We start from the raw sequence: 20,892 nt of genomic DNA, 5'->3' as shown, positions 1-20,892 counted from the left end.
TGTTGATTCCTCCCTAGTCATGTTTAGTTCACACTGACATGTGAACGTTTTGTATTTGGTGAATAAATATCATTAATGTTCCAATGTCCATCAGTAGGCACAGGATCATTTTTCATCGCTACATCAATGACACATGGCTCCTGAGAAGCGATTGCTTCAGCCAAAGCTTCTTTGAATTCAGAAGCAGCCGTAATTTTGATCCCCTTCATCCCATAACCTCTTGCAATGGCTGCAAAATCAGGCGAATAGCTTTCTCCATCTTTTCTAAAAACAGTGCCGTAAGTCGTTTCATAGTGTGCCATTTGCAAGCCGGCGATCGTCCCAAACGCACTATTGTTCATCACAATCCACACGACAGGAATGTTTTCTTCCATGGCTGTTGCGAGAACAGATGGATTTTGACCGAAACCGCCGTCCCCAACAAGTGATACAACGACACGGTCAGGTTGGGCAATCTTTGCTCCAAGTGCAGCAGGAGCGCCAAATCCCATCGTCGCAAAACCACCTGGGGTTAAAATAGTGCCTGGCGTGTATACAGGAAATTGCTGTCCGACCCCATTTTTATTCCAGCCAACATCGGTTGTAATGAAGGCATCTGGCGGCAATACTTCGCGCACTTCCTGCAAAATACGTTGTGGTTTCATTGGGAAAGACTCGTCTTGAATATTCGTCAAATTGCTCTTCTGAAATTCCTCACGATATGCCGCAATGTCCTTTTTCAATTCAGGGCGATCCAGACCTTCTGGCAGCCTCTCTTTCGCCACACGATTGAGTACGGTCAGTGCCTGTTTGAGATCTGCTACTGCTCCAATTTCCACAGGATAATTTCGGCCAATTTCATTCGGATCAATGTCAATATGGATGAGCTTGGTTGATTGGAAATTGAACGTATACTCCGATTCCCACGAACTCGCATCCGCTTCAGCAAAACGGGTGCCTAAAGCCAATATATAGTCCGCTGCTTTACACTGATCATTAATAAATTTCGTCCCCCAAAACCCTGTCATGCCAAGGGTCATTGGATGATCATCTGGCATCGCCCCTTTCCCCATCAAAGAATGGGCAACAGGGATACTCAAATGGTCAGAAAATGCCTTTAACTCTTCTGCGGCATCGGCTAGTAAAATGCCTCCCCCTACATATAAAAGCGGTTTGTCTGCCTGCAGCAATCGATCTATTATCCGATTCGCTGTTTGATCATCAATAGATGGTTTTTCGACGGTGTGTGTATGATGAGCGATTTGTTCAAATAACGACACATCTAAGTCTTTTGAGAACACATCCATCGGAACTGAAATCAGGACTGGCCCAGGGCGGCCGCTTTCAGCTAACTGAAACGCTTTTGATAGAATTTCTGGAAATAATTCTGGAATGTCGACTCGCCATGCTCTTTTCACAAACGGGCGATAAATTTCGTATTGAGAAGCATCGGAATGAAGATTGATTTCTTGGTGTGGGTGCTTTCCGTAGTAATGACTTGGAACATCTCCTGCAATGACAACCATTGGAATGGAATCGAGTGCGGCATTCGCTACGCCTGTTGCCGCATTGGTGAGTCCAGGACCTAAATGACTGAGCACAACAGCCGTCTGTTTTTTCGCTCGTGCATAACCGTCTGCTGCATGCGCAGCTATCTGTTCATGTCTGACATTCACAAATTGAATACGGCTTTTTTCTAGCGCTGATAAAAAAGCAATATTCGTATGACCGCACAGACCGAAGATATGCTCAACTCCTCGATTTTCTAAATACTGAATGACCTGTGTAGATATATTCTTCTTCATGTTTCTCTCCTCTCACGGTGCAGCTATGAATCTGCTACTCACTGATTCTTTGAAAACACAATCGATAGAACGGTATTCAAATCCTGTATCGCAACTTGTCCAGGTGCCGAGCTTTCTTTCCCTACAGCAAAGGTCATGATAGACCCAAAGAGTCCACCTACCATTCTTGTGAAGGCGCCATATTCCCCCATCGCCATCGAAATAACGGGGATGGACAGATGCTTGTTCGCCTTGCCCGTCGCAGAAAGCAGTGTCAATGCATCCTCATAGGAATGCGGCATGACGGCGATCTTTGCGATATCGGCGCCAACCGATTCTGCATGGGTGAATAGCTCCACGAGCCGATCCGCCGCAGGGGTACGCTGGAAATCGTGGTACGACACAATCAAGATGACCCCGTTTCTCTTAGCCGCCTGACTGACTTGCTGGATATGCGAGACATCATGCATTAATTCAAAATCAACGGCAGCCACAAGCTGAGTGGCACAAAGCTCGACAAGCAGGGAAACTTTTTCATCCTCTGAGAGTGAGATGCGTTCGCCGCCCTCTTTTTCAGAACGAATGGTGAATAGAAATGGGATGCTACCTGCCTTTTCAATCATCCCTTTCAGGGTGGTGATGACTTGTTCCTTGTCATTGAGGTGATTGAAAAAATCTGCTCGCCACTCTATCACATCAGGCTTTTTATCAGCTAACACCTCAACTTCAAGAAACAATTCTTCCTTTGTTTGTCCAATGAGCGGCGTACAAATCATCGGCTGACCGCCTGTCTGCGCACTCTTTACCTTTTGCTGAAAGACATTCACATCCATCTGCCCCCTTTATAGCCCATTTGGCAGCACAACCATTTTGGTTTCGGTCATCTCCTCGATGGCGAAACGCGGGCCTTCCCTTCCAATACCGCTTCGTTTAATCCCGCCATATGGCCAGTGATCTAGTCTGAAATTCGATGTCCCATTGATGACTACGCCGCCAGTTTCAAGCTCTTTTGCTGCGTGTAACGCAACATCCAGCTGATTCGTAAAGACGCCTGCCTGCAAACCATATCGACTATCGTTTGCTTCTTTGATTGCCTCATCCAGCTCCTCATATGGGAGAATGCTGACAACTGGACCGAACACTTCTTCACAGACGACCTTGGCTTGTTTTGGCGGGTTTAGCAAAATAGCCGGTGTGATGCTTGCGCCATTTCGTTGTCCTCCAGATAGAAGCTCGGCACCCATTTTCTCTGCCTCTTGTATCCATGCCTCCACACGTTTTGCTGCTTGTACATCAACCATACAGCCGATATCACTTTCACTAGACAGCGGATCTCTAACGACGAGCTGTTCTACTTTTTGTTTAAGTGTCTCAGTAAATGTCGACAAAATTTGCTTGTGGACATAAATTCTTTGAACAGAAATACAGCTTTGACCAGAGTTGCTAAAGCCCGTTTTGGCACAAAGAGATGCGGCTTGCTCGATATCTGCATCATGATGAACAATCGTCGCTCCATTTCCTCCGAGTTCCAGCAGTACCTTTTTTAATCCAGCAGAGTTTGAAATATGTTCTCCGCCCACCGCACCGCCAGTAAAAGAAACAAGATTGGTTCTTTCATCAGTGACTAACTGTCTGCCGGCGTCTACTCCTCCAATCACAAGCTGCAGGCTCTTTTCTGGAAACCCTGCTTCAAGCAGGAGCTTAACAAACGCTGTGGCAACAGCTGATGTTTGCGGTGCTGGTTTTAAAATAATGGCATTCCCTGCCGCAAAAGCTGGACCGATTTTGTGACAAATTAAGTTGAGAGGCGCATTAAAAGGCGTAATTGCCAGCACAACCCCAACCGGCACTTTAAATGTCATCGCCATTGCTCTCTGTCCACGGGAAGATACATTGCCAGGAATGGTCTCACCGATTAATCGATTGGCTTCTTCGGCTGACTGCGCCAGCGTTTCAATTGATCGTGAGACTTCATCTCTTGTATTTTTAAGCGGTTTGCCTAATTCTAAAGAAATGAGTTTTGCAAAATGCTCTTTTTGTTCTTCCAATAAGGCGGCTGCCTTTGTTAGAAGCGTTGAGCGTTCTAATGCTGATATTGCCGCTATTTGTTTTTTAGCTTGCTGCGCAATAGAAAGCGCTTGTTCAATATCTTCTGAGGATGCAAGATAGGATGTACCGATGCTTTCCCCAGAGTATGGATTGATGATATCTTCTTTGCCATGGTTTGCATCCAGCCATTCGCCATTTATATATGACAACGCTTTCAATTCACTCAAATTTTCTCACCCTCCTTCAAGTGACGCGTCCCGACCCCCGCATAACGAACAAGTCTTTCTTCATTCGGACAAGGACCTTTCACTAGGGCACCTTTTGTCAGCTCTTCATATGCATGCGCCACGATGCCCATTCCTCTGGATAAGGAAAAGATGCCTTTTGCCGCTTCAGCTGGAATGTTTAATTCACATTGGATCGCAGCAGATACACCATCTATGTTCATCGTGATTTTTTTCCCTTTTAATTGTTCTAGTTCATGTCTAATCGCCTCAGCTAACCGTAAGTACGTTCCGCTGATATCACCTTGCTGCACATATGTTTGACTCAGCTCATACAGCCGTCTCACTCTAGGATCATCATCATGCAGCTGATGACCGATTCCCGGAATTTTTTCCTTGCGAGCTAACCATGTCTGACATACTTGCTTTGCAGCAGACTTGATATCCTTGTGTTCATCGTAGGCTGCTTTGGCTTCGTATAACATACGCATCGCCTTTTCTCCGGCTCCGCCATGAATATCACCTAATAGATTCACCCCTGTTGCAACAGAAGAATTAAACGAAATGCCGCACGTAACCGCCATTCTTGCCGCTGCAATAGACGGTGCTCTTGGCCCATGATCCGCACCTGCGACAAGAACACTTTCAAAAAGAGCTGCCTTCGAATCATCTAGTAATTCACCAACAAGCAGTAGATAAAGCATTTGTGGATACGATAATTGACCAATAAGCTCTTCAATTGGATAGCCCCGAAGTTCAATTGAATTTTTTTGAATATGACTAATCTCAGTCTCCCACCAAGCGCCTCCTTCTTTGTATATTTCCAGTGCACTTCGATTTTTCATTGTGTGAATCATTCCTTTAGCCACTTATTTGGAGATGAACGACTCCTTTTATTCCGTCTAGTGGAATTCAATTTCACTTTTTGGAATGTGTTTTCATTGTAAGCGCATTCGTTTTTATCGTCAATCATTTTTTCTGAAAATACTGTCTTTTGATGAGAAATTAAGTGAATCGAACTAATTATTTCACCACTTATTCTTCAATTCATCCTTTATTTAGTCAAACAGACTTATGTATATCGTTCTACTAATTAATGAACCATTTTCGATTCATTCTGTCAAATTCAGCTGAAAATTTGACATAAAAAGACCCCTCCATCTTCTGGAGAGGTCACTTATTTTATTTCCACCAGTCATCAAACATAGAAGCTGGTACTTGACGTTTATGTTCTGATTGAACATAGCGTTTTTCAATCGCTTCTGCTGCTTGATCTGAAACTGGTTTTCCTTCTAAGTAATCATCAATTTCATTGTACGTAATACCAAGTTCTGTTTCATCCGTTTGCTGAGGCTTGTCATCCAGCAGATCGGCTGTCGGTTTCTTTAAGTATAATCGCTCCGGCGCCTGAAGGGTCTCAAGCAGCAACCGTCCTTGGCGTTTCGTCAGACCTGTAAGCGGAAGAACATCTGCACCGCCATCACCATACTTCGTGAAGAACCCAGTCACAGCTTCAGCTGCATGATCCGTTCCAATGACAAGTAAGCCTTCCTGTCCACCGACGGCATACTGTGCGATCATTCTCATACGTGCTTTGACGTTCCCTTTATTAAAATCAGACAGCGCACCGCCTGTTTCCTTTTGATATTGTTCACTGAATGCCCTCACGGCAGGCGCGATATCATATTTCCAAGACTTGTCCGGCTGAATAAATGATAGAGCCAGCTGCGCATCGTCTTCATCTTGCTGCGTGCCATGCGGAAGACGGACTGCAAAAAAGACAGCATCCTCTTTTCCTTCTTGACGAAGCTCACTTACAGCGAGCTGAGCGAGACGGCCGGCAAGCGTTGAATCCTGTCCGCCGCTAATACCGAGAACGAATCCTTTTGCACCGGTCTTTTTCAAGTAAGCCTTTAAAAATCCAACCCGTTTTTCGATCTCCTGCTTTGGGTCAATTGAGGGCTGCACATGCAACTCTTGGCTGATTTTTTTCTGCAAACTCATACACTTTTCCTCCTAAGCATCCTCTACATGAAGAGAACAGGTTTTACTTCCATTTCAATTGATTTACCTACGATTTTAGCCACTTTATTATATCATGTTTTGAAAAAAGATATTTTTTAGACGTTCCCCTTTTTCATAAATGATCAAACATTCACAAACGAAATAGACCAAGTCTCTTTGACTGGTCTTTCCTTTTCAATCAATCTCCACCCGAATGGATGTACAGCTTGAGCCATTGCATTTTCCAATGTCGGCAGGACATGCAGACACCGCGACGATGAGATCCATTTCTGCACGCAGACGAATGTAATCACCAGGGAGCGATTTTGGTAGCTCGACAGACAGTTTTCCTTTCTCATCAATGACTGTATTCATAAACGCATTAAAAGGATAATACATATCCTCCTTTGGAATCCCGAATGGCTCAAAAGCCGTTCTGAGATTATCGTAGCATGTATGCATGACCTCTAGGTGCGTCCTGCCGTATAAGAGCTGATACATTTCTTGCCGGCACGCAGGCATATATAAATCATGACATTCGACTGTATCTTCGATGACCGTAAACATTGGTTTATATAAATTAGAATAAAGCTGATCTCCCTTTTTCACCTTGGAAGAGAACAGGCTATCCATTGTAGCGCCTTGATCAAATTTTTCATAAAAATCCTTTTCATGATAGGCCATCACGTCTGCTACTTGCTGCCCTTCGACATCAACCACTCGCATACATTGTCCTTTTCCTAACCGAAAGCCAAATCCATCCTTTGGTAAAATCACGTATTCTCCGTTCATCACATGCACTCCTTTCCATGTTGACAGTATGCCCAAAACGTCCTCTTGATCATGTATAAAAAAAAGAGACGGTCACAAGCTAATGCTATTGAATCAGAAAGGTGTTGCACATGCATTGAAAGAAGAACAATCTTTATCTTGGTGGCAGCTTTCTCTTATCGGAGTCGGCTGTACAATCGGCACTGGTTTCTTCCTTGGTTCCAGCATCGCCATTACAAAGTCCGGTTACTCCGTCTGCATTTCATTTTTACTTGCGGCAGTCGGCACATATCTCGTCTTTAAACACCTGGCTGCGATGACAGCCGAAAACCCAGATAAGGGATCATTTTGTTCCTATGCCCGAAAAGCCTATGGGCGCTGGGCGGGATTTAGTAATGGCTGGGTGTATTGGTTTTCAGAAATGCTCATCACAGGGAGTCAGCTGACGGCGATTTCTCTTTTTACTCGTCACTGGTTTCCATCCATTCCACTTTGGGTATTTTCAGCGATTTATTCCGCTCTTGCCCTGCTTGTGATTATCATTGGGCTTTCTTCTTTTCAAAAGACGGAAAATGTCCTTGCCGTGCTGAAGACCGGGGCGATCCTATTGTTTGTCGTCCTTGCCGTTCTTGTTTTATGCGGCATTCTCACAGAGCATAGGCCCACCCTCCACCTGCCAAATAAAGACCATGAATGGATGCCGCTCGGCCCACTCGGTCTATGGAATGGGCTGATTTATGCGTTTTATGCTTTCGGGGGAATTGAAGTCATGGGGCTGATGGCGGTTCATTTAAAAGACCCGAAAGACGCCGCAAAATCTGGACGTGTGATGCTGATCATTCTTGCTGTCATTTATATCGTCTCCATCGGACTTGCGCTTTTGCTTGTGCCGGTGACAGCCTTTAACGAGAATAGCAGTCCATTTATTACATCACTAGAACCATTTCATTTATCGATTTTCCTTCATATCTTTAATGGCATTTTCATTATTGCCGGGTTTTCCACATTGGTTGCCTCCCTCTATGCAGTCACGACACTGCTTGGCACGATGTCGGAGCATCAGGATGCACCTGCTTGTTTTAAACAAAAAGAACCATCTCATGTCAGATGGTCTTCAATTCTTTTAACTGCTGCAGGGTTGATTGTCTCGATTTTGCTGGCACTCTTTTTGTCCAAACACATTTACGAGCATCTCACAACGGCAGCCGGTTTAACTCTTTTGTACACATGGGTGTTTATTCTGCTTTCAAGCAAAAAACTGTCAAAGCCATCCACTCGCCAAACGTGCGAAATGGTTCTTGCCCTGATCTTAATTGGTGCAGCTGTTTCAGGTACTCTGACAGAGGCAAGCGGACGACCTGGCTTTTTTATTAGCCTTGGAATCATTGCTGTAATTGGCATCATGGTACTCTTTATGAGAAAAAAGTGGAAACAGGATCAGGCCGCATCATAATTTCATCATGTTTTTTAAAGCAGTAAATGGACATTTGGCGGAGGCTGGTTTCTCCGCCTCATCATCTGAGAGAAAATATTGTTTCCATTCTAAATTTTTCTGATCCCCATACCATTTTAATGCTGGATGTACATCAACTTGATCATACGCCTTCAGCCTCTTCCGAACGAGTTTACTCATTTTTTGACCAAATGTGGTGGAACCGTTCATCTTTTCAAACACCCACCTTGGTTGAAAGGCCCACATCACATAAGGAAAATGACGGCTTTTTCTTAGCTTATGCGCTGGTGTCGCGCATAAAATAAAATAAGGCTCTCCATGAAAACAAAATTCCCATTCATGATTTTCAGGATCTGATGGAATTTCCTCTGGCCATTTCATTTCATCCTTTTGATGTAATTGCTGAACCATCGACCAAAACTGCTCCTCATACTCTTCGAGCGAATACTCCTTCATATCCTGCGGTGTTTCAAAAAAGCAAATGAAAGAAGCATATTGACCGGTTTCCCTAGAGCAGCTTTGGTATTCCCTTAAAAGCTCTGCTAATTCATTCACGGCCTCTTCTCCCCGCGGATCACCGACAAATCCATAACGCAAATGATCGAGAAAAAATCCTTGTCTGCCTGGTACACACGGAAATGTATCTGCCTCATCCCCGACCATTTTTCCAAACTGTGTGAAAGCATCCTGCTTCCATTCATCTAGTGATCGTAGATTTTGATCAAGGCAACTTTTTGCATACAGCTGGGCCATTTTCTTCCACCTCGTTTTAGCGTCTTCTCCATAGCCTATGAGGAGGAAAAAGCTGTGGTGACTGTCCTTCAACGACTTTCACTGGACATTCACAGGGTGGTTGATTTGCCGGATGAAGCAGGAATTCACTTCCATTTATCTAATCATGTATGAGTATGCTTCTGCATATCATCATTTAGCCGCCTCTATCTAATAGAGTCGGTCATCATAAAAGAAATGGGTGAATGACATGCGTCTTCTTTTTCTCCATCCGATGTATCTGATCTTATTTACACTACCAGTGATGGCTTTCCTTTGGGGATTTGTTGGTTATCTGCTATTTAAACGGATATGGCCTGTCCTCATATTAACGTCTGTGATCTCGATGATTTTCATCTTCGTTTATACTGGATTTGACCTTAGCAATCTATACTGGGTCCTTCTAATGACGGCTCTTGCTTTTGTATCAAGCGGATTCTCGAAGGTCATACACGTTCATGTTCAGGAGAAAAAACGGGAAAAACCTTTATGATTGATTCTTCTTCTTTAAAAAGACTGAATCAAGCAGCCAATAAATAAAGGCCGCGCAAAAGCTAAATAGATAAACTTTGTAGCTAATAAAGACGACAACACCATAATCAATCCATAAAGCAAGCGCCGAACAAACCACCCACGCCCCGATAAAATAAACCAATAAATCACGGCGTCAAAACTTCTCAGGATGACGGTGTAAAACCATTTGGATAGGTGCAGCAAATAGGACATAAGCGATCAAAATAAAAAGACTGGTGACCTCTACATAACTGAATCTGGATTCAGGTGGGGCAAACAACATGGTATAAACGAATGTCGCTGTGATCACAGACAACATCAGCATACACACATAGTTGAATACTGGCAGGAACATACGCATGGCAAAAACTCCTTCAATTTTATGTATCTTCCATCATTATTGAAGAGTGTCCTATTATTGTAAAATATGAAAAAGGGCTAAAATGATTTAGATTTTAGCCCTTTTTCTTATCAACCATTCTATCCAATGAGCGCCATGATCCCTTGATATCCAAAGTAAGCACCGAAGCCGAGTAAAGAGAGACCTGCCAGAACGGATAAGCCGTGCAAAATCCGTTCATTTAAATATCGTCTAAACGTACTGGCGAGCAACGCCATACAGAAATCCCATAAGAGCATGCCGATGAAAATAGCGATGCTGTACATCAGCATTTGAGATGCCCCGTACTTTTCAATCGTATTGGCTAAAATACTGCCATAGATCCCAAGCCAAAATAATATACTAAGCGGATTGGAAAGGGAAATGAAAAATCCCGTCATGAACGAATGCCCGATCGACGTGTTTCCTCCGTCCTTCTTTGGGCTTTCCTGCAAATTGATTTTACGAAGGCTTTCAATACCGGTATAGGTCAGAACGAAAAAGCCGAACAGCCACAAAAAGGTTTTTACAAGAGGTGCAGTCAAAAGCTGGGCGACACCAAAATAGATGAGGATCATATAGACAATATCCGCAGCCATAGCCCCCACACCAAAAATCCAAGCGTGCCAAAATCCACTTTTAATCCCTCTGTCGATTTGGGCTGCATTGACTGGCCCAACAGGCGCTGAAAGTGACAACCCTAAAAAGATATAACCAAAAAACACCGCCACATAGACGTCCTCCTTTTGATGCTGACTTGTACATGTTATTCACGCTTTCGTTGTTTTAGTACAAGTCCTTCGTCACCTTTTCTGAAGATAAGCTATACAAAAGGAGGAGCCACCAGATCAGCTGCTTATCGATCGGCTTTCATCGCCGGTGGCTGTGCGGGTACGGTCTCTTTTTTCCGAGATCGATTCATTTGAATGGCAGCCGAAAAAAGGAGAACAGCTAAAAAGGCGAAAACAAAGACGGCGCTTGCCGCACCTGCCCACTCAAGGCTAAACCCAATCAAAAAGGACAAACAGGCTCCACCTAAACTAGCTGCGGCAATAAAATAACTCGTTGCCTCGTCGATGGCATTTTCAATCATTAATGCAGAAGCCGTCAAGGCAATGGGGAACATGCCAGCTGCGCACAGACCGATGAAAAAGATAAGAATCAGCTGCGCAGCGATGTGGGTGGCTAGAGCAAATACGGCGAGCAGCACAATCATAAGTGCTGCACTTAGTTTTAAAAAACGTAGCGGATGCAGCTGATCGGCTTTTCTCGCAATGACAGTTCTGCCAATGACGATCGCTGTCCAAAAAGTAGAGACCGCAAAAAGACCCCAGTTGTCTCCCCCTTTTTCCAGCATGATCGACGGTAAAAAGTTCGCAAAGTTCGTTTCAATTCCTGCGTAGAAAAACGCAAAACAGATCATAAGCACCACAATCATTCGATTCCCTCGATCAAACAGCAAAGATGGTTTCTTCATGTCTTGAGAAGGAGCTGCCATCTGTCCTTGAGGGAGTTTATTCATAAAAGTAAGCCACAGCATAAGGAAAAAAGTCAGTGCACCGACTTGAAATAAAAACACATAATGCCACGTTTCCTCTGTCACAGTCAACAGAATCAATAGAGGAAATAATAATGCACCTAATCCAAAAAAGACCTCCATGATGCTGATTCGCTTTGCACTGTTTGCCATTGAAATGACATACGCCCCGGCCGTCGTCTCAAGACTGCCTGCACCGCTCCCAAGGAAAAAACCTGCCACCACAAGAATCGTCCAGCCCGGCACTAAAAGGCCAAGAAGAAGCGCTCCGATCATCAGCAGCAATCCCATCGTCAGAACAGTGCCATAGCCTTTTTTCCTCACAAGAATGGGCGACAAAAGAACGCCTGTCAAAAAGCCAATAAACTGAAAGAAGATTAAAGAAGATAATTCCCCAGGACCCTTATCATAACTAGACAGCAAATAAGGCGTTAAACTGCCAAAAAACACATGAATGGTCCCAATAAAAAAATAAAAGATACAGCCAAAATAAAACACCTTTTTCATCTTTTCACTTCCTCTAAAAAGGAGCGGAGTTATGATATCCTCCGCTCCACCTCTTCATTAATATGCACGGGCAGAGACGACAGCCTCTTCCCTCTCGAAGCATGTATTCAGCGCAGCCTGCGCGCGATAACCATCTTCAAAATCAGCTACCTTCATATGAGATGGATATGAGTTTGTATTTACCCAATGCATCAGCTGATCACGGAATGTATCAGACCATCCATAAAATTCATTCGGCGGATCTGTCAGCAATGTTTGCGGCATTTGATGACGCTCTACACACAAACCATCACTGATCTCATATTCGTTTTTCATGTTTGTATGGTATTTAAAAACCTTGTCATGCCCCACCACTTCTACACTAAATCCACATTCCTCGGGCTGCGTACTTTTGGACGTCACCAAATGAAAGAACACTTGATTCTCCATTTGTCCAAAAATTTCGGTATGGTCATCAACCTGTACCTTTTTCTCTTCTTTTTCCTTTACATGTGTCAGCATCTTCGTATTAAGGGATTCTTTTTTCATTTCACTGCCAAATAAGTACCACAGCATATCAATCAAATGAATCCCTAAATCTCCTAATGCACCACTTGTACGCAGACTTTCGCCGCTGTCTCTCCACGAAAATGTCTTTCTTCTAAGGGCACTATTTTTCTTAAAATGTGTCCGTACTGTCAAAACGCGTCCTAATTCACCATTGGCGATCAAGTTCTTCAAAATATTCACAAAGGATAAATAGCGATAGTTAAAGCCCATACTGGCTTGAACCTGGAACTGTTTGGCTGTCTCCACCATTTCCTTCGCTTCTTTTAACGATACAGCCATCGGTTTTTCGCATAAAATCGGCTGTCCCGCTCTAAGTGCCTGAAGGGCATGGTCCTTGTGACAGAAGTTAGGGGAAGCAATGATCAATCCATCTGATGCATCCGCTAGTGTTTCGATACTGGCATACACCCGTCCGCCGTACTGTTTAATAAATCCTTGTGCGACGGATTCGTGCAAGTCATAGACCCCAGATAATTCTGCACCTTTGATCGTTGATAATGCTCTAGCATGTGCTTTTGCAATATTCCCTGCTCCAACAATTCCAATTTTCTTCATGAATGTGCCTCCTCATGTTTATACATCACTGTTTTCAATGTTTCATAGATTCCTTTTGCATACCCATGATGACAAATTTGATGATGGTGCCGTTTGGCTTCGGCTGTTGCATTTTGGACAAGAAAGCCGTGCGTGACGGATTGAAGCATCCGCAGATCATTCCCACTATCACCAAAAGCAAAACCCTTATCTTTTGACAGGTTATATTGATTCAGCATAAACCGAACGATTTCATCCTTACCTGTTCCCACTGGTAAAAAATCAACGTCATAGCAATCCGCAGGGTCACCCGCAAGTGGGTTGCATTTGTTGATGTTCACCGCCACACCCCGCTCCTTCGCAAGTGTTTGGATGAACGATAGATGATGGAGATCTGTTCGTTCATCCTGCTCCTGATAATAGAAATTCTTTTTATACCCAGAGCTGCCTAGCTGCGTTTGCGGCCTAAGGGTGATCCCCTTTTCACGTACGGCTTGCAGAATATCTTCAATTTTTTCGTCCGAAAAGCCCTGTGCATCAAGCCGTTTCATCCATTCTGCATCCGGCTGTCCAAATTTCCCATCTGATGTATACACGATTTCAGTTCCTAAATTCGACGCAATAAAATGCGGGAATTGATAGAAACCACCTTTCTCCATTTTGCTCGTAACAGAATCGAGGCTGCTTCCCGTCACCCAGCCCAGCATGAGCTGTCCGGCTTCGCTCTTTTCTGCCACAAAAGCTTCCAGCCGTTTTACATCCTCTCTCTGCTCCTCGGTCATTCCGTGAGAATAATAGGTCTCATCGAAATCACAGAAGACGATCCACTGCGGATGTTGCGGTTGATGCACAAGCTTTTTATTGAATGGAAGATTTGATAACATGATGGACCCCCTCGATGACTTTCTCCTGATCTTGCAGCGGCATTCCTGGGTAAAGCGGCAAGTGGAGTAATTGCTGTACGGCTTTTTCCGTATGTGGTAGTTCCGTTTGTCTATACTTTTGAGAAACAAGATTCGTTTGATGCTGATGCGATAAGATTGGGTAATAGACGTCTGTTTCTATGCCCATTTCCAGTAATTTCTCTGCCAGCTCATCTCGGCTTCCCTTCACCACTCTGATCGGGAATAGATGCCATACATGATCGTCTGTCAGCTTCGGAAGCTTTATATAGCCTTCATCTTCCAGCGTTTTCAGCTGATCTATGTATCTCTTTGCCAAGTAAAAACGTTTAAAGTTTTGTAAACCTAAATATTTCATTCGTTCTAGCCCGATTGCGGCCTGTAAGTTATCAATCTTAGAATTAAAGCCATAGTCACTGCGCTTCACGTTTTTCTTTCCTGGTTCAAAACCGTGATAGCTGATTTCCATGCATTTTTCTGCTAGGGCTTCATCATTTGTTGCGATGGCTCCTGCCTTCCCGCAAACTCCAAGGTTTTTGTAAGGATTAAAGCTGAGAACAAGTCCATCCCCAAATGCCCCAAGCCCGCTGCTGCCAATCGCCTGACAGCCATCCTCAATGATCGATAGACCATGCCGTTTCGCAATCGTCGAAATGGCCTTCATATCCGCTTGCTTTCCATACAAATGAACCGGGAGAATACATACTGTCTTATCTGTGATATGCTTTTCTATTTCATTCGCCGCTAGGCAGTAGGTGTCTGGATCAATATCGGCATAGACTGGAACCGCACCAATCGCAAGCACTGCATTTTCTGTTGCAGCAAAGCTGTTAGCAGGTAGGATGACCTCATCTCCAGGATGGACGCCTGCTGATATTAAACTGATCATCAAGGCATCTGTTCCACTTGATGTGGCAATGACATATTTTTTCCCTAAGTACGCTGCGAGCGTCTTTTCAAACTTTGGAATATAAGGGCCTGATGTAAAACGGCCTGAACTTAATACTTCTTTCAGCACCTGCATAATATCATCGATCTCATCCTCCGAAATCAGTTTATCGACCGGCAGGAACGGTATCTTTTTTTCCTTATTTTGTTTATAATGGAAGAGAATTTTTTCCAAACCCGTACGCGCAATATCTTGCTCAAGGAACGCAGCAAGCTTATCATTCGCTAGATTCTTTTCAACTGAATCAGCCTTTACTTGAACACCTTGATTGATCATATCCAGCAACGGTAGATAATCCTTGCTTTTACCTGATATCTTCGTCAATATTTGCATTCCATTCCCTCCAATTAATCAATTCCATTTGTTAATATTTAACTTGTTTCACATTGTAAATGATGTTATCGATTTCAGAACAATAACTTTGTGTAAAGGATTTGTTAATATGTGTACAATTTATGAAATTGCCAAACGCTGCGGGGTTTCAACGACCACTGTTTCTCGGGTGCTGAACAACCATCCATATGTATCAGAAGAAAAGCGCCAGCACATTTTACAGGTGATGAAGGAAATGGAGTATACACCAAGCTCAGCAGCCCGCACCCTTCGGTCACATCAGACAAAAACCATTGCTGTGTCTGTTCCAGCTGTGGACCATCCTTTTTTTGCACAATTGATTAAAGGCATTTCAAAGGAAGCACTGGATCAAGGGTATAAAGCCATCGTGCTCCAAACGTTTTATCAAGAATCAGTAGAACTTGAAGGGCTTCAATTATTAAAAAGAAAAGAAGTAGATGGTGTCATATTGGGGGCGTTAGAAAATAAGTGGGAAACAATCGAGCCATTTTTATCAAACGGCCCGATCGTCATGGCAAATGAGTATCATCAAACAGCAGACATTCCGATTATCGGATATGATGAGCGGGAAGCTGCTTATAAAGCGGTTGACTACTTGATTCAATCAGGGCGTACATCCATTGGATTTTGCTTTGATACAGAAAGCAGTGAAGCGCAAAAACAAAGAAAGCAAGGCTATCTTGATGCGCTTTCTGATCACGGTTTGCCGCTTAAAGAAGATTGGCTGTTCGGCGAGGCTTTTACCATTGAGGACGGCTTTCGTTTAATGGACTTAATCCACAGGATGCCGGATGCGCCGGATGCGATTTTCACCGGCAATGATCAAGTGGCAGCAGGCCTCATTAAACAAGCCATTTCATATGGATATGACATTCCTAAAGATTTAGCGGTGATCGGTTATGACAATCAAGACATTTGCGAGGTGACAGCTCCAACGATCACGACCATCGACATCCCTATCGTCGAGCTTGGCCAGCAGTCTGTCAAACAAATGATTCAGCTGTTGCAAGATCAAAAACCATTACAACGTGAACATATTCAGCTACCTACTCGGCTTGTCACACGAGAATCTACATAAAAAAAAGACTGAGAAATCTCTCAGTCTCAGCGTGTAGACAAACCCTCGCATTCTTTGTCAGTCCTGCGCTCTGGTGCTCACGAATGCCGAATTCGCTCCGCTCCAGTGCTCGTCCTTCCTAGACTGAAAAGGTTTTCTTTCACGCTGAAAAGAAGACAAAGGGCTAAAAAAAGTACATTTTAGCCCTTTGTTAACAATCTGAAGACTGAGAAATCTCTCAGTCTTTCATTTTTCAATCAATCGATCAACCTATATAAATTGAGCAAGAATGAATGTCCATATACATACGATGCCGAGCAAAATGAAGCTGTACTTCACTGTTTTTTGGAAGAGCTCAGATTCTTTACCTGTTTCTCCAACAGCTGCTGTTGCAATAGCGATAGATTGTGGAGAAATTAATTTCGCCATTACACCACCGGTCGTATTTGCCCCGATTAACAAACCTGCCTGAGAGCCGATTTGAGAAGCGGTGACTGCTTGAAGGTTACCAAATAAGGCATTGTTACTCACAACAGATCCCGTAATAAACACGCCGATCCAGCCAAGCACTGGGCTGACAAGCGGGAATAAATCGCCTGTTTTAGCAAGTGCTAGTCCGATAGCAGAACTTAGGCCTGCAAAGTTCGCCAAGTTGGCAAAGCCCATGACAAAACAAATCGTAAGAACAGGGACCCAAAGCTCTTTGACCGCTGCATTTAAGCAGGCAGCCCCTTCTTTTAATGTAATATGTCTGCTGAACAACCCTGTCAGCATCACCGCAATTAGAATGGCGGTACCTGTTGCACTAATAACATCAATTTTAAAGATCGCATCAATCGGTGTTTCTGTTTGAGCAATTGGCGGTAATTTCACAATTTGCTGATGCAGAAACGGCATTTTCACTAAAATGGTTGTCCAATTAAGCGGGCCTCCCTCGGCAAACAATGCTTTAAATGCAGGCAGACTCCATACTGTAATGACAGCCGTTAAGATATAAAACGGAGACCAAGCCTTCAGCACCTCAACTCCGCTAAACGTTTGTTTTTGTTCAATGGCCGGCGCGCCTTCTTCACGGTAAATGTGTTTTGGCTGCCATTTTCGAAGAAATAGTGCCAGAATTCCCATACTCGCTAAAGCTGAAATAATATTGGCAAGCTCAGGACCCATGGTGACCATTGTAACAGCCTGCAGAATCGCGTAGCTTCCACTCACAACAAGCAAGGCTGGAAGCGTTTCTTTGATCCCTTTAAAGCCGTCTACAATGAGAATCAGCAGAAACGGGATACAGAAAGAAATAAACGGAATGGTGTACACAAGGGTTTGAGACAGCTCAAGCGGCGTCATATTTCCCATTTGCGCCCCTGTAATAACCGGGATACCTACTGCACCAAAAGCGCCAGACGCAGCATTTGCAATCAAGCAGAGCATGGCGGCTTTTAGTGGTTTAAACCCAAGCTCTGTTAAAAGAGCGGCACTAATCGCAATCGGTACACCGAATCCAGCGGCTCCCTCTAAAAATGCGTTAAAACTAAAACCAATTAATAAGAGCTGTAACCGTTGATCTTGAGAAATTCCTGCAATACTAGAACGAATGACATCAAACTTTCCAGACTTCACAGCAATTTTATAGAGCCATACGGCCATGATGACGATATATCCAATCGGCCACAGCCCATTAGATACACCGAGCACCACAGCAGATAATGCTTTTTCAATTGGCATATGAAAGAAGAAAACAGCTGTTACAAAACTGACGATCAAGGTAAAACAAGCGGCTAATACCCCTTTTAACTTAAATACAGTCAATGCAAGTAGGAAAAACAAGATTGGAAGCATGGCCACCAATGCACTGACGAACTCATTACCAAACGGATCATATATTTGCTGCCACATAGTGATTCATCCTTTTCTGCTCAGATAGGTTGCCTTTGATTGATTAAAAATGAGGAGCTAAAATTTCTTTTAACACATTCACACTATGTGCGAATTTTTCTTTTTCTGTGTCGTTCAGTGCGAGCTCCATCACTTCTGTTGCACCATTTCGGTTCACGAGGGCAGGTACACCAATGTAGACATCTTCTGCTCCGTATTCCCCATCTAAATAAGTGCTGACAGTCAAAATGCTGTTTTCATTGTGTAAAATGGCTCTAGTAATACGGGCTAAACTCATCGCTACGCCGTAATAAGTCGCTCCTTTTTTCTCAATGATTTGGTAAGCAGCATGACGGACATTCTCCATGATGTCGTCTAAATCTTCTTGTTTGTATTGGTCATTTCTCTTCATTAATTCTGTGATCGGTACACTTCCGATATTCGCATGGCTCCAAACAGCAAGCTCTGTATCTCCATGCTCTCCAATGATGTACGCATGCACATTGTGCGCCGCTGCTTCAAAGTACTCACTAAGCATGTATCTGAATCTTGCCGTATCAAGCGTTGTTCCACTGCCAATCACTCGTTCTTTTGGTAGTCCGCTGAATTTCCAAGTCGCATATGTCAAAATATCAACTGGGTTCGTAGCAACTAAGAAAATACCATCGAATCCGCTTTTCATCACATTGTCTACAATGCCTTTAAATATATTTAAATTTTTCTCAACAAGATCAAGTCTCGTTTCACCTGGCTTTTGGTTTGCGCCAGCGCAGATACATACAATGTCAGCATCCTGACAATCCTCATAATCTCCATACCAAGTATTCACAGGATGCGGGGCGAATGCTTTCCCGTGGTTTAAATCCATGACGTCACCCATTGCTTTATCTTGATTCAAATCGATGACTACCAATTCATCTGTGATTGCTTGATTTATTAATGTAAAGGCATAACTGCTGCCGACAAAACCTGCTCCAATAAGTGCTACTTTGTTTACTTTTTCGTTTGTCATTTATCTCATCCTCCTGAGTAAAACTAGGTTGTTTTTCTTATGTGAAGTATTTCACATTCTTATTGTGCAACACTTCACAAACTTTTGCAAGGGGATTGCTCAAAAAAATAATGTAGCCATTTTGTGAACACTCATATTGTGGTTTTAAACCGCTGTCCCCATACATGTTCTCATAAGAAAAAAGCCACCAAACACTCTTTGGTGGCTTCTCTCTTATTTAATAAGGTCCCCAATTGATCATGACACCGATACAAATAAAGACAAGGCCGATGACGAACCAAATGAGCGCAAGCGGCACCATAAAACGCAGCCATTTCACGTATGGAATCCCACTTGCAGCCAAGACAGCCATCAACACACCTGAAGTCGGATTCACGCAGTTGACCACCCCTTCACCGAGCATCACTGCTTCTACCGCTACTTGTCTCGTGATACCCATTAAATCAGCAAGCGGCGCAAGAATCGGTATAAAGACAACCGCTTCTCCTGATCCTGATGAAATCAAAAAGTGAAGGAGCGCACTGGCGATATACATGCCGATCGCACCAGCGATTGGACTAAACCCTGTCAGCATACTCGCAAGCCCATTCACCACAGTATCAAGCAGCTTGCCATTTTCCAAAATGACTGAAATGCAGCGTGCCATGCCGACAATGAGTGCGCCGTATACAAGGCTTTGACAGCCGACAATAAACGTTTTTGCAATATCATTGGCAGCTAATCCGCCAAGCAGGCCAGCAGCAATTGCCATGAAAATAAACACACCAGCCATTTCCTTATCGGTCCAGCCAAGCTGAAGCGCACCATACAAAAAACCCCCAAGCGACAAACCACACACCGCTAAAATCAGCTTATGTCTGCCGGTGAATTCAGGCTTGTCCACAGATTCCGCATCAGCTCCTCCTAGCCCTTTAGCTGGAAACCACTCGTCACCAAGCAAGCTTCCCTTTTCTTTATTTTTCAAGCGTTTTGTATATAAATAGATGTACACAATACTAGATAGGAGAAAACAAAGATAAATGATGACACGCAGCCCAATACCAGAAAAAATCGGCAATTCTGCAATCGTTTGTGATAAACCTAATGGAGATGGAGACAAAATGGTTGCGTTAAAACCTGCATAACAGCCGATGTAAATAACCGCCGCTCCCGCCACTGCATCCCACTTTAAAGAACGTGCCACAATGATCCCAATAGGAATAAAGCCAATGACTGAGTTCACCACAATTCCGGTCGTCCCAAGTACAGAAAACAATCCGCCAACAATACAAATAAACAATAGCTGTTTCGTTTGGAACCGGCTGATGACATTGTGAATCATCCCGTTAATGGCACCTGTCTTTTCCAAAATTGCAATGGTTCCACCAGTAAAAAGAATCAGAAAAATAATAGAGGATGAACCAACCATCCCTTCTTGAATCGCTGTAAAAAAACCAACCGGACTAACTGGTGATTGATCAATACGGTGATAACTGCCAGGAACAGCTGTTGTGATCTCTCCTGACGTTTTCCGATCAAATTCACCGGCTGGTACAAAATACGTTGCGATCGTACAAATTAAAGCAATCATAAATAAGAGTACATATGCATCCGGCATCTGAAGTTTTCTTTTTTGTTTCTCAGGTGCTGATACTGTCGCTGTTTTCATCTGTCAAAACCCCTTTGTCCCGATCGGAATTTCACTTAATTTTC

Annotated in this window: 18 protein-coding genes; 2 read left to right on the top strand and 16 right to left on the bottom strand. The window is 43.6% G+C overall.

From position 1 onward, the window contains the following. Nucleotides 1-23: 23 nt before the first annotated feature. From MHB38_RS01815 to MHB38_RS01790, 6 genes are all read right to left on the bottom strand, one after another. Nucleotides 24-1,784, bottom strand: coding sequence for a thiamine pyrophosphate-binding protein (locus tag MHB38_RS01815; protein WP_060780740.1), 1,761 nt, complete (start codon nt 1,782-1,784; stop codon nt 24-26). Nucleotides 1,785-1,822: 38 nt separating this feature from the next. Continuing rightward, a complete protein-coding gene (aroD, locus tag MHB38_RS01810; protein WP_341002174.1) occupies nt 1,823-2,596 on the bottom strand; it encodes a type I 3-dehydroquinate dehydratase in 774 nt (257 codons plus the stop codon). 9 nt (nt 2,597-2,605) lie between these two features. Further along, a complete protein-coding gene (locus MHB38_RS01805) occupies nt 2,606-4,039 on the bottom strand; it encodes an aldehyde dehydrogenase family protein (RefSeq protein ID WP_341002172.1) in 1,434 nt (477 codons plus the stop codon). Next, the gene (locus tag MHB38_RS01800; protein WP_081832182.1) at nt 4,036-4,893 is read right to left on the bottom strand and encodes a citryl-CoA lyase; all 858 of its coding nucleotides are present in this window, start codon (nt 4,891-4,893) and stop codon (nt 4,036-4,038) included. Before MHB38_RS01800 ends, MHB38_RS01805 begins: the two co-directional genes overlap by 4 nt. Before the next feature lie 325 nt (nt 4,894-5,218). Beyond that, nucleotides 5,219-6,040 carry an ammonia-dependent NAD(+) synthetase gene (gene nadE / locus MHB38_RS01795; protein WP_202734007.1) on the bottom strand — a complete coding sequence of 274 codons (822 nt, stop codon included), beginning with the start codon at nt 6,038-6,040 and terminating at the stop codon, nt 5,219-5,221. 195 nt (nt 6,041-6,235) lie between these two features. Continuing rightward, a complete protein-coding gene (locus MHB38_RS01790; protein ID WP_024718981.1) occupies nt 6,236-6,832 on the bottom strand; it encodes a DUF1989 domain-containing protein in 597 nt (198 codons plus the stop codon). Nucleotides 6,833-6,914: 82 nt separating this feature from the next. Between MHB38_RS01790 and MHB38_RS01785 the strand changes: the two genes are divergently transcribed. After that, nucleotides 6,915-8,264 carry an amino acid permease gene (locus MHB38_RS01785; RefSeq protein WP_007498290.1) on the top strand — a complete coding sequence of 450 codons (1,350 nt, stop codon included), beginning with the start codon at nt 6,915-6,917 and terminating at the stop codon, nt 8,262-8,264. On the opposite strand, the gene MHB38_RS01780 is transcribed toward MHB38_RS01785, so the two are convergent. The 7 genes from MHB38_RS01780 to MHB38_RS01745 all read right to left on the bottom strand — a co-directional run bounded on the left by MHB38_RS01780 (nt 8,259) and on the right by MHB38_RS01745 (nt 15,238). Next, nucleotides 8,259-9,017 carry a YqcI/YcgG family protein gene (locus MHB38_RS01780; RefSeq protein WP_017358572.1) on the bottom strand — a complete coding sequence of 253 codons (759 nt, stop codon included), beginning with the start codon at nt 9,015-9,017 and terminating at the stop codon, nt 8,259-8,261. The genes MHB38_RS01785 and MHB38_RS01780 overlap by 6 nt on opposite strands. 685 nt (nt 9,018-9,702) lie before the next feature. Continuing rightward, nucleotides 9,703-9,909 (bottom strand): hypothetical protein, encoded by a 207-nt coding sequence (locus MHB38_RS19535; RefSeq protein ID WP_412784024.1) that lies wholly within the window; start codon nt 9,907-9,909, stop codon nt 9,703-9,705. Nucleotides 9,910-10,028: 119 nt separating this feature from the next. Further along, complete coding sequence (locus MHB38_RS01765; RefSeq protein ID WP_017366567.1) at nt 10,029-10,658, bottom strand: LysE family translocator; 630 nt, start codon at nt 10,656-10,658, stop codon at nt 10,029-10,031. A 125-nt stretch (nt 10,659-10,783) separates the two neighbouring features. Beyond that, nucleotides 10,784-11,971, bottom strand: a complete 1,188-nt coding sequence (locus MHB38_RS01760; protein WP_182489544.1) for an MFS transporter — start codon at nt 11,969-11,971, stop codon at nt 10,784-10,786. Between the two features lie 57 nt (nt 11,972-12,028). Next, on the bottom strand, nt 12,029-13,075 hold the full coding sequence (locus tag MHB38_RS01755; RefSeq protein WP_007498302.1) for a Gfo/Idh/MocA family protein: 1,047 nt from the start codon (nt 13,073-13,075) through the stop codon (nt 12,029-12,031). After that, nucleotides 13,072-13,938, bottom strand: a complete 867-nt coding sequence (locus MHB38_RS01750) for an HAD-IIB family hydrolase (RefSeq protein WP_024718989.1) — start codon at nt 13,936-13,938, stop codon at nt 13,072-13,074. The genes MHB38_RS01755 and MHB38_RS01750 overlap by 4 nt, the downstream gene beginning before the upstream one ends. Beyond that, entirely contained in the window at nt 13,913-15,238 is a 1,326-nt protein-coding gene (locus MHB38_RS01745; RefSeq protein WP_072367518.1) for a DegT/DnrJ/EryC1/StrS family aminotransferase, read from the bottom strand. Before MHB38_RS01745 ends, MHB38_RS01750 begins: the two co-directional genes overlap by 26 nt. Nucleotides 15,239-15,347: 109 nt before the next feature. On the opposite strand from MHB38_RS01745, the gene MHB38_RS01740 reads away from it, so the two are divergent. Continuing rightward, nucleotides 15,348-16,337: a LacI family DNA-binding transcriptional regulator gene (locus MHB38_RS01740; RefSeq protein ID WP_046342561.1), complete on the top strand. Its 990-nt coding sequence runs from the start codon at nt 15,348-15,350 to the stop codon at nt 16,335-16,337. A 249-nt stretch (nt 16,338-16,586) separates the two neighbouring features. On the opposite strand, the gene MHB38_RS01735 is transcribed toward MHB38_RS01740, so the two are convergent. From MHB38_RS01735 to MHB38_RS01725, 3 genes are all read right to left on the bottom strand, one after another. Continuing rightward, nucleotides 16,587-18,209: an L-lactate permease gene (locus MHB38_RS01735; protein WP_072367519.1), complete on the bottom strand. Its 1,623-nt coding sequence runs from the start codon at nt 18,207-18,209 to the stop codon at nt 16,587-16,589. Nucleotides 18,210-18,252: 43 nt separating this feature from the next. Continuing rightward, nucleotides 18,253-19,200, bottom strand: coding sequence for an L-lactate dehydrogenase (locus MHB38_RS01730; protein WP_007498309.1), 948 nt, complete (start codon nt 19,198-19,200; stop codon nt 18,253-18,255). A 217-nt stretch (nt 19,201-19,417) separates the two neighbouring features. Continuing rightward, nucleotides 19,418-20,848, bottom strand: coding sequence for a YfcC family protein (locus MHB38_RS01725; RefSeq protein WP_007498311.1), 1,431 nt, complete (start codon nt 20,846-20,848; stop codon nt 19,418-19,420). Nucleotides 20,849-20,892 lie beyond the last annotated feature (44 nt).

Source organism: Bacillus sp. FSL K6-3176, assembly GCF_038003325.1.
In the GTDB taxonomy this organism is placed as follows: domain Bacteria; phylum Bacillota; class Bacilli; order Bacillales; family Bacillaceae; genus Bacillus; species Bacillus altitudinis.
The sequence above is the reverse complement of the archived record's forward strand: the minus strand, read 5'-3'. Positions and strand labels throughout refer to the sequence as shown.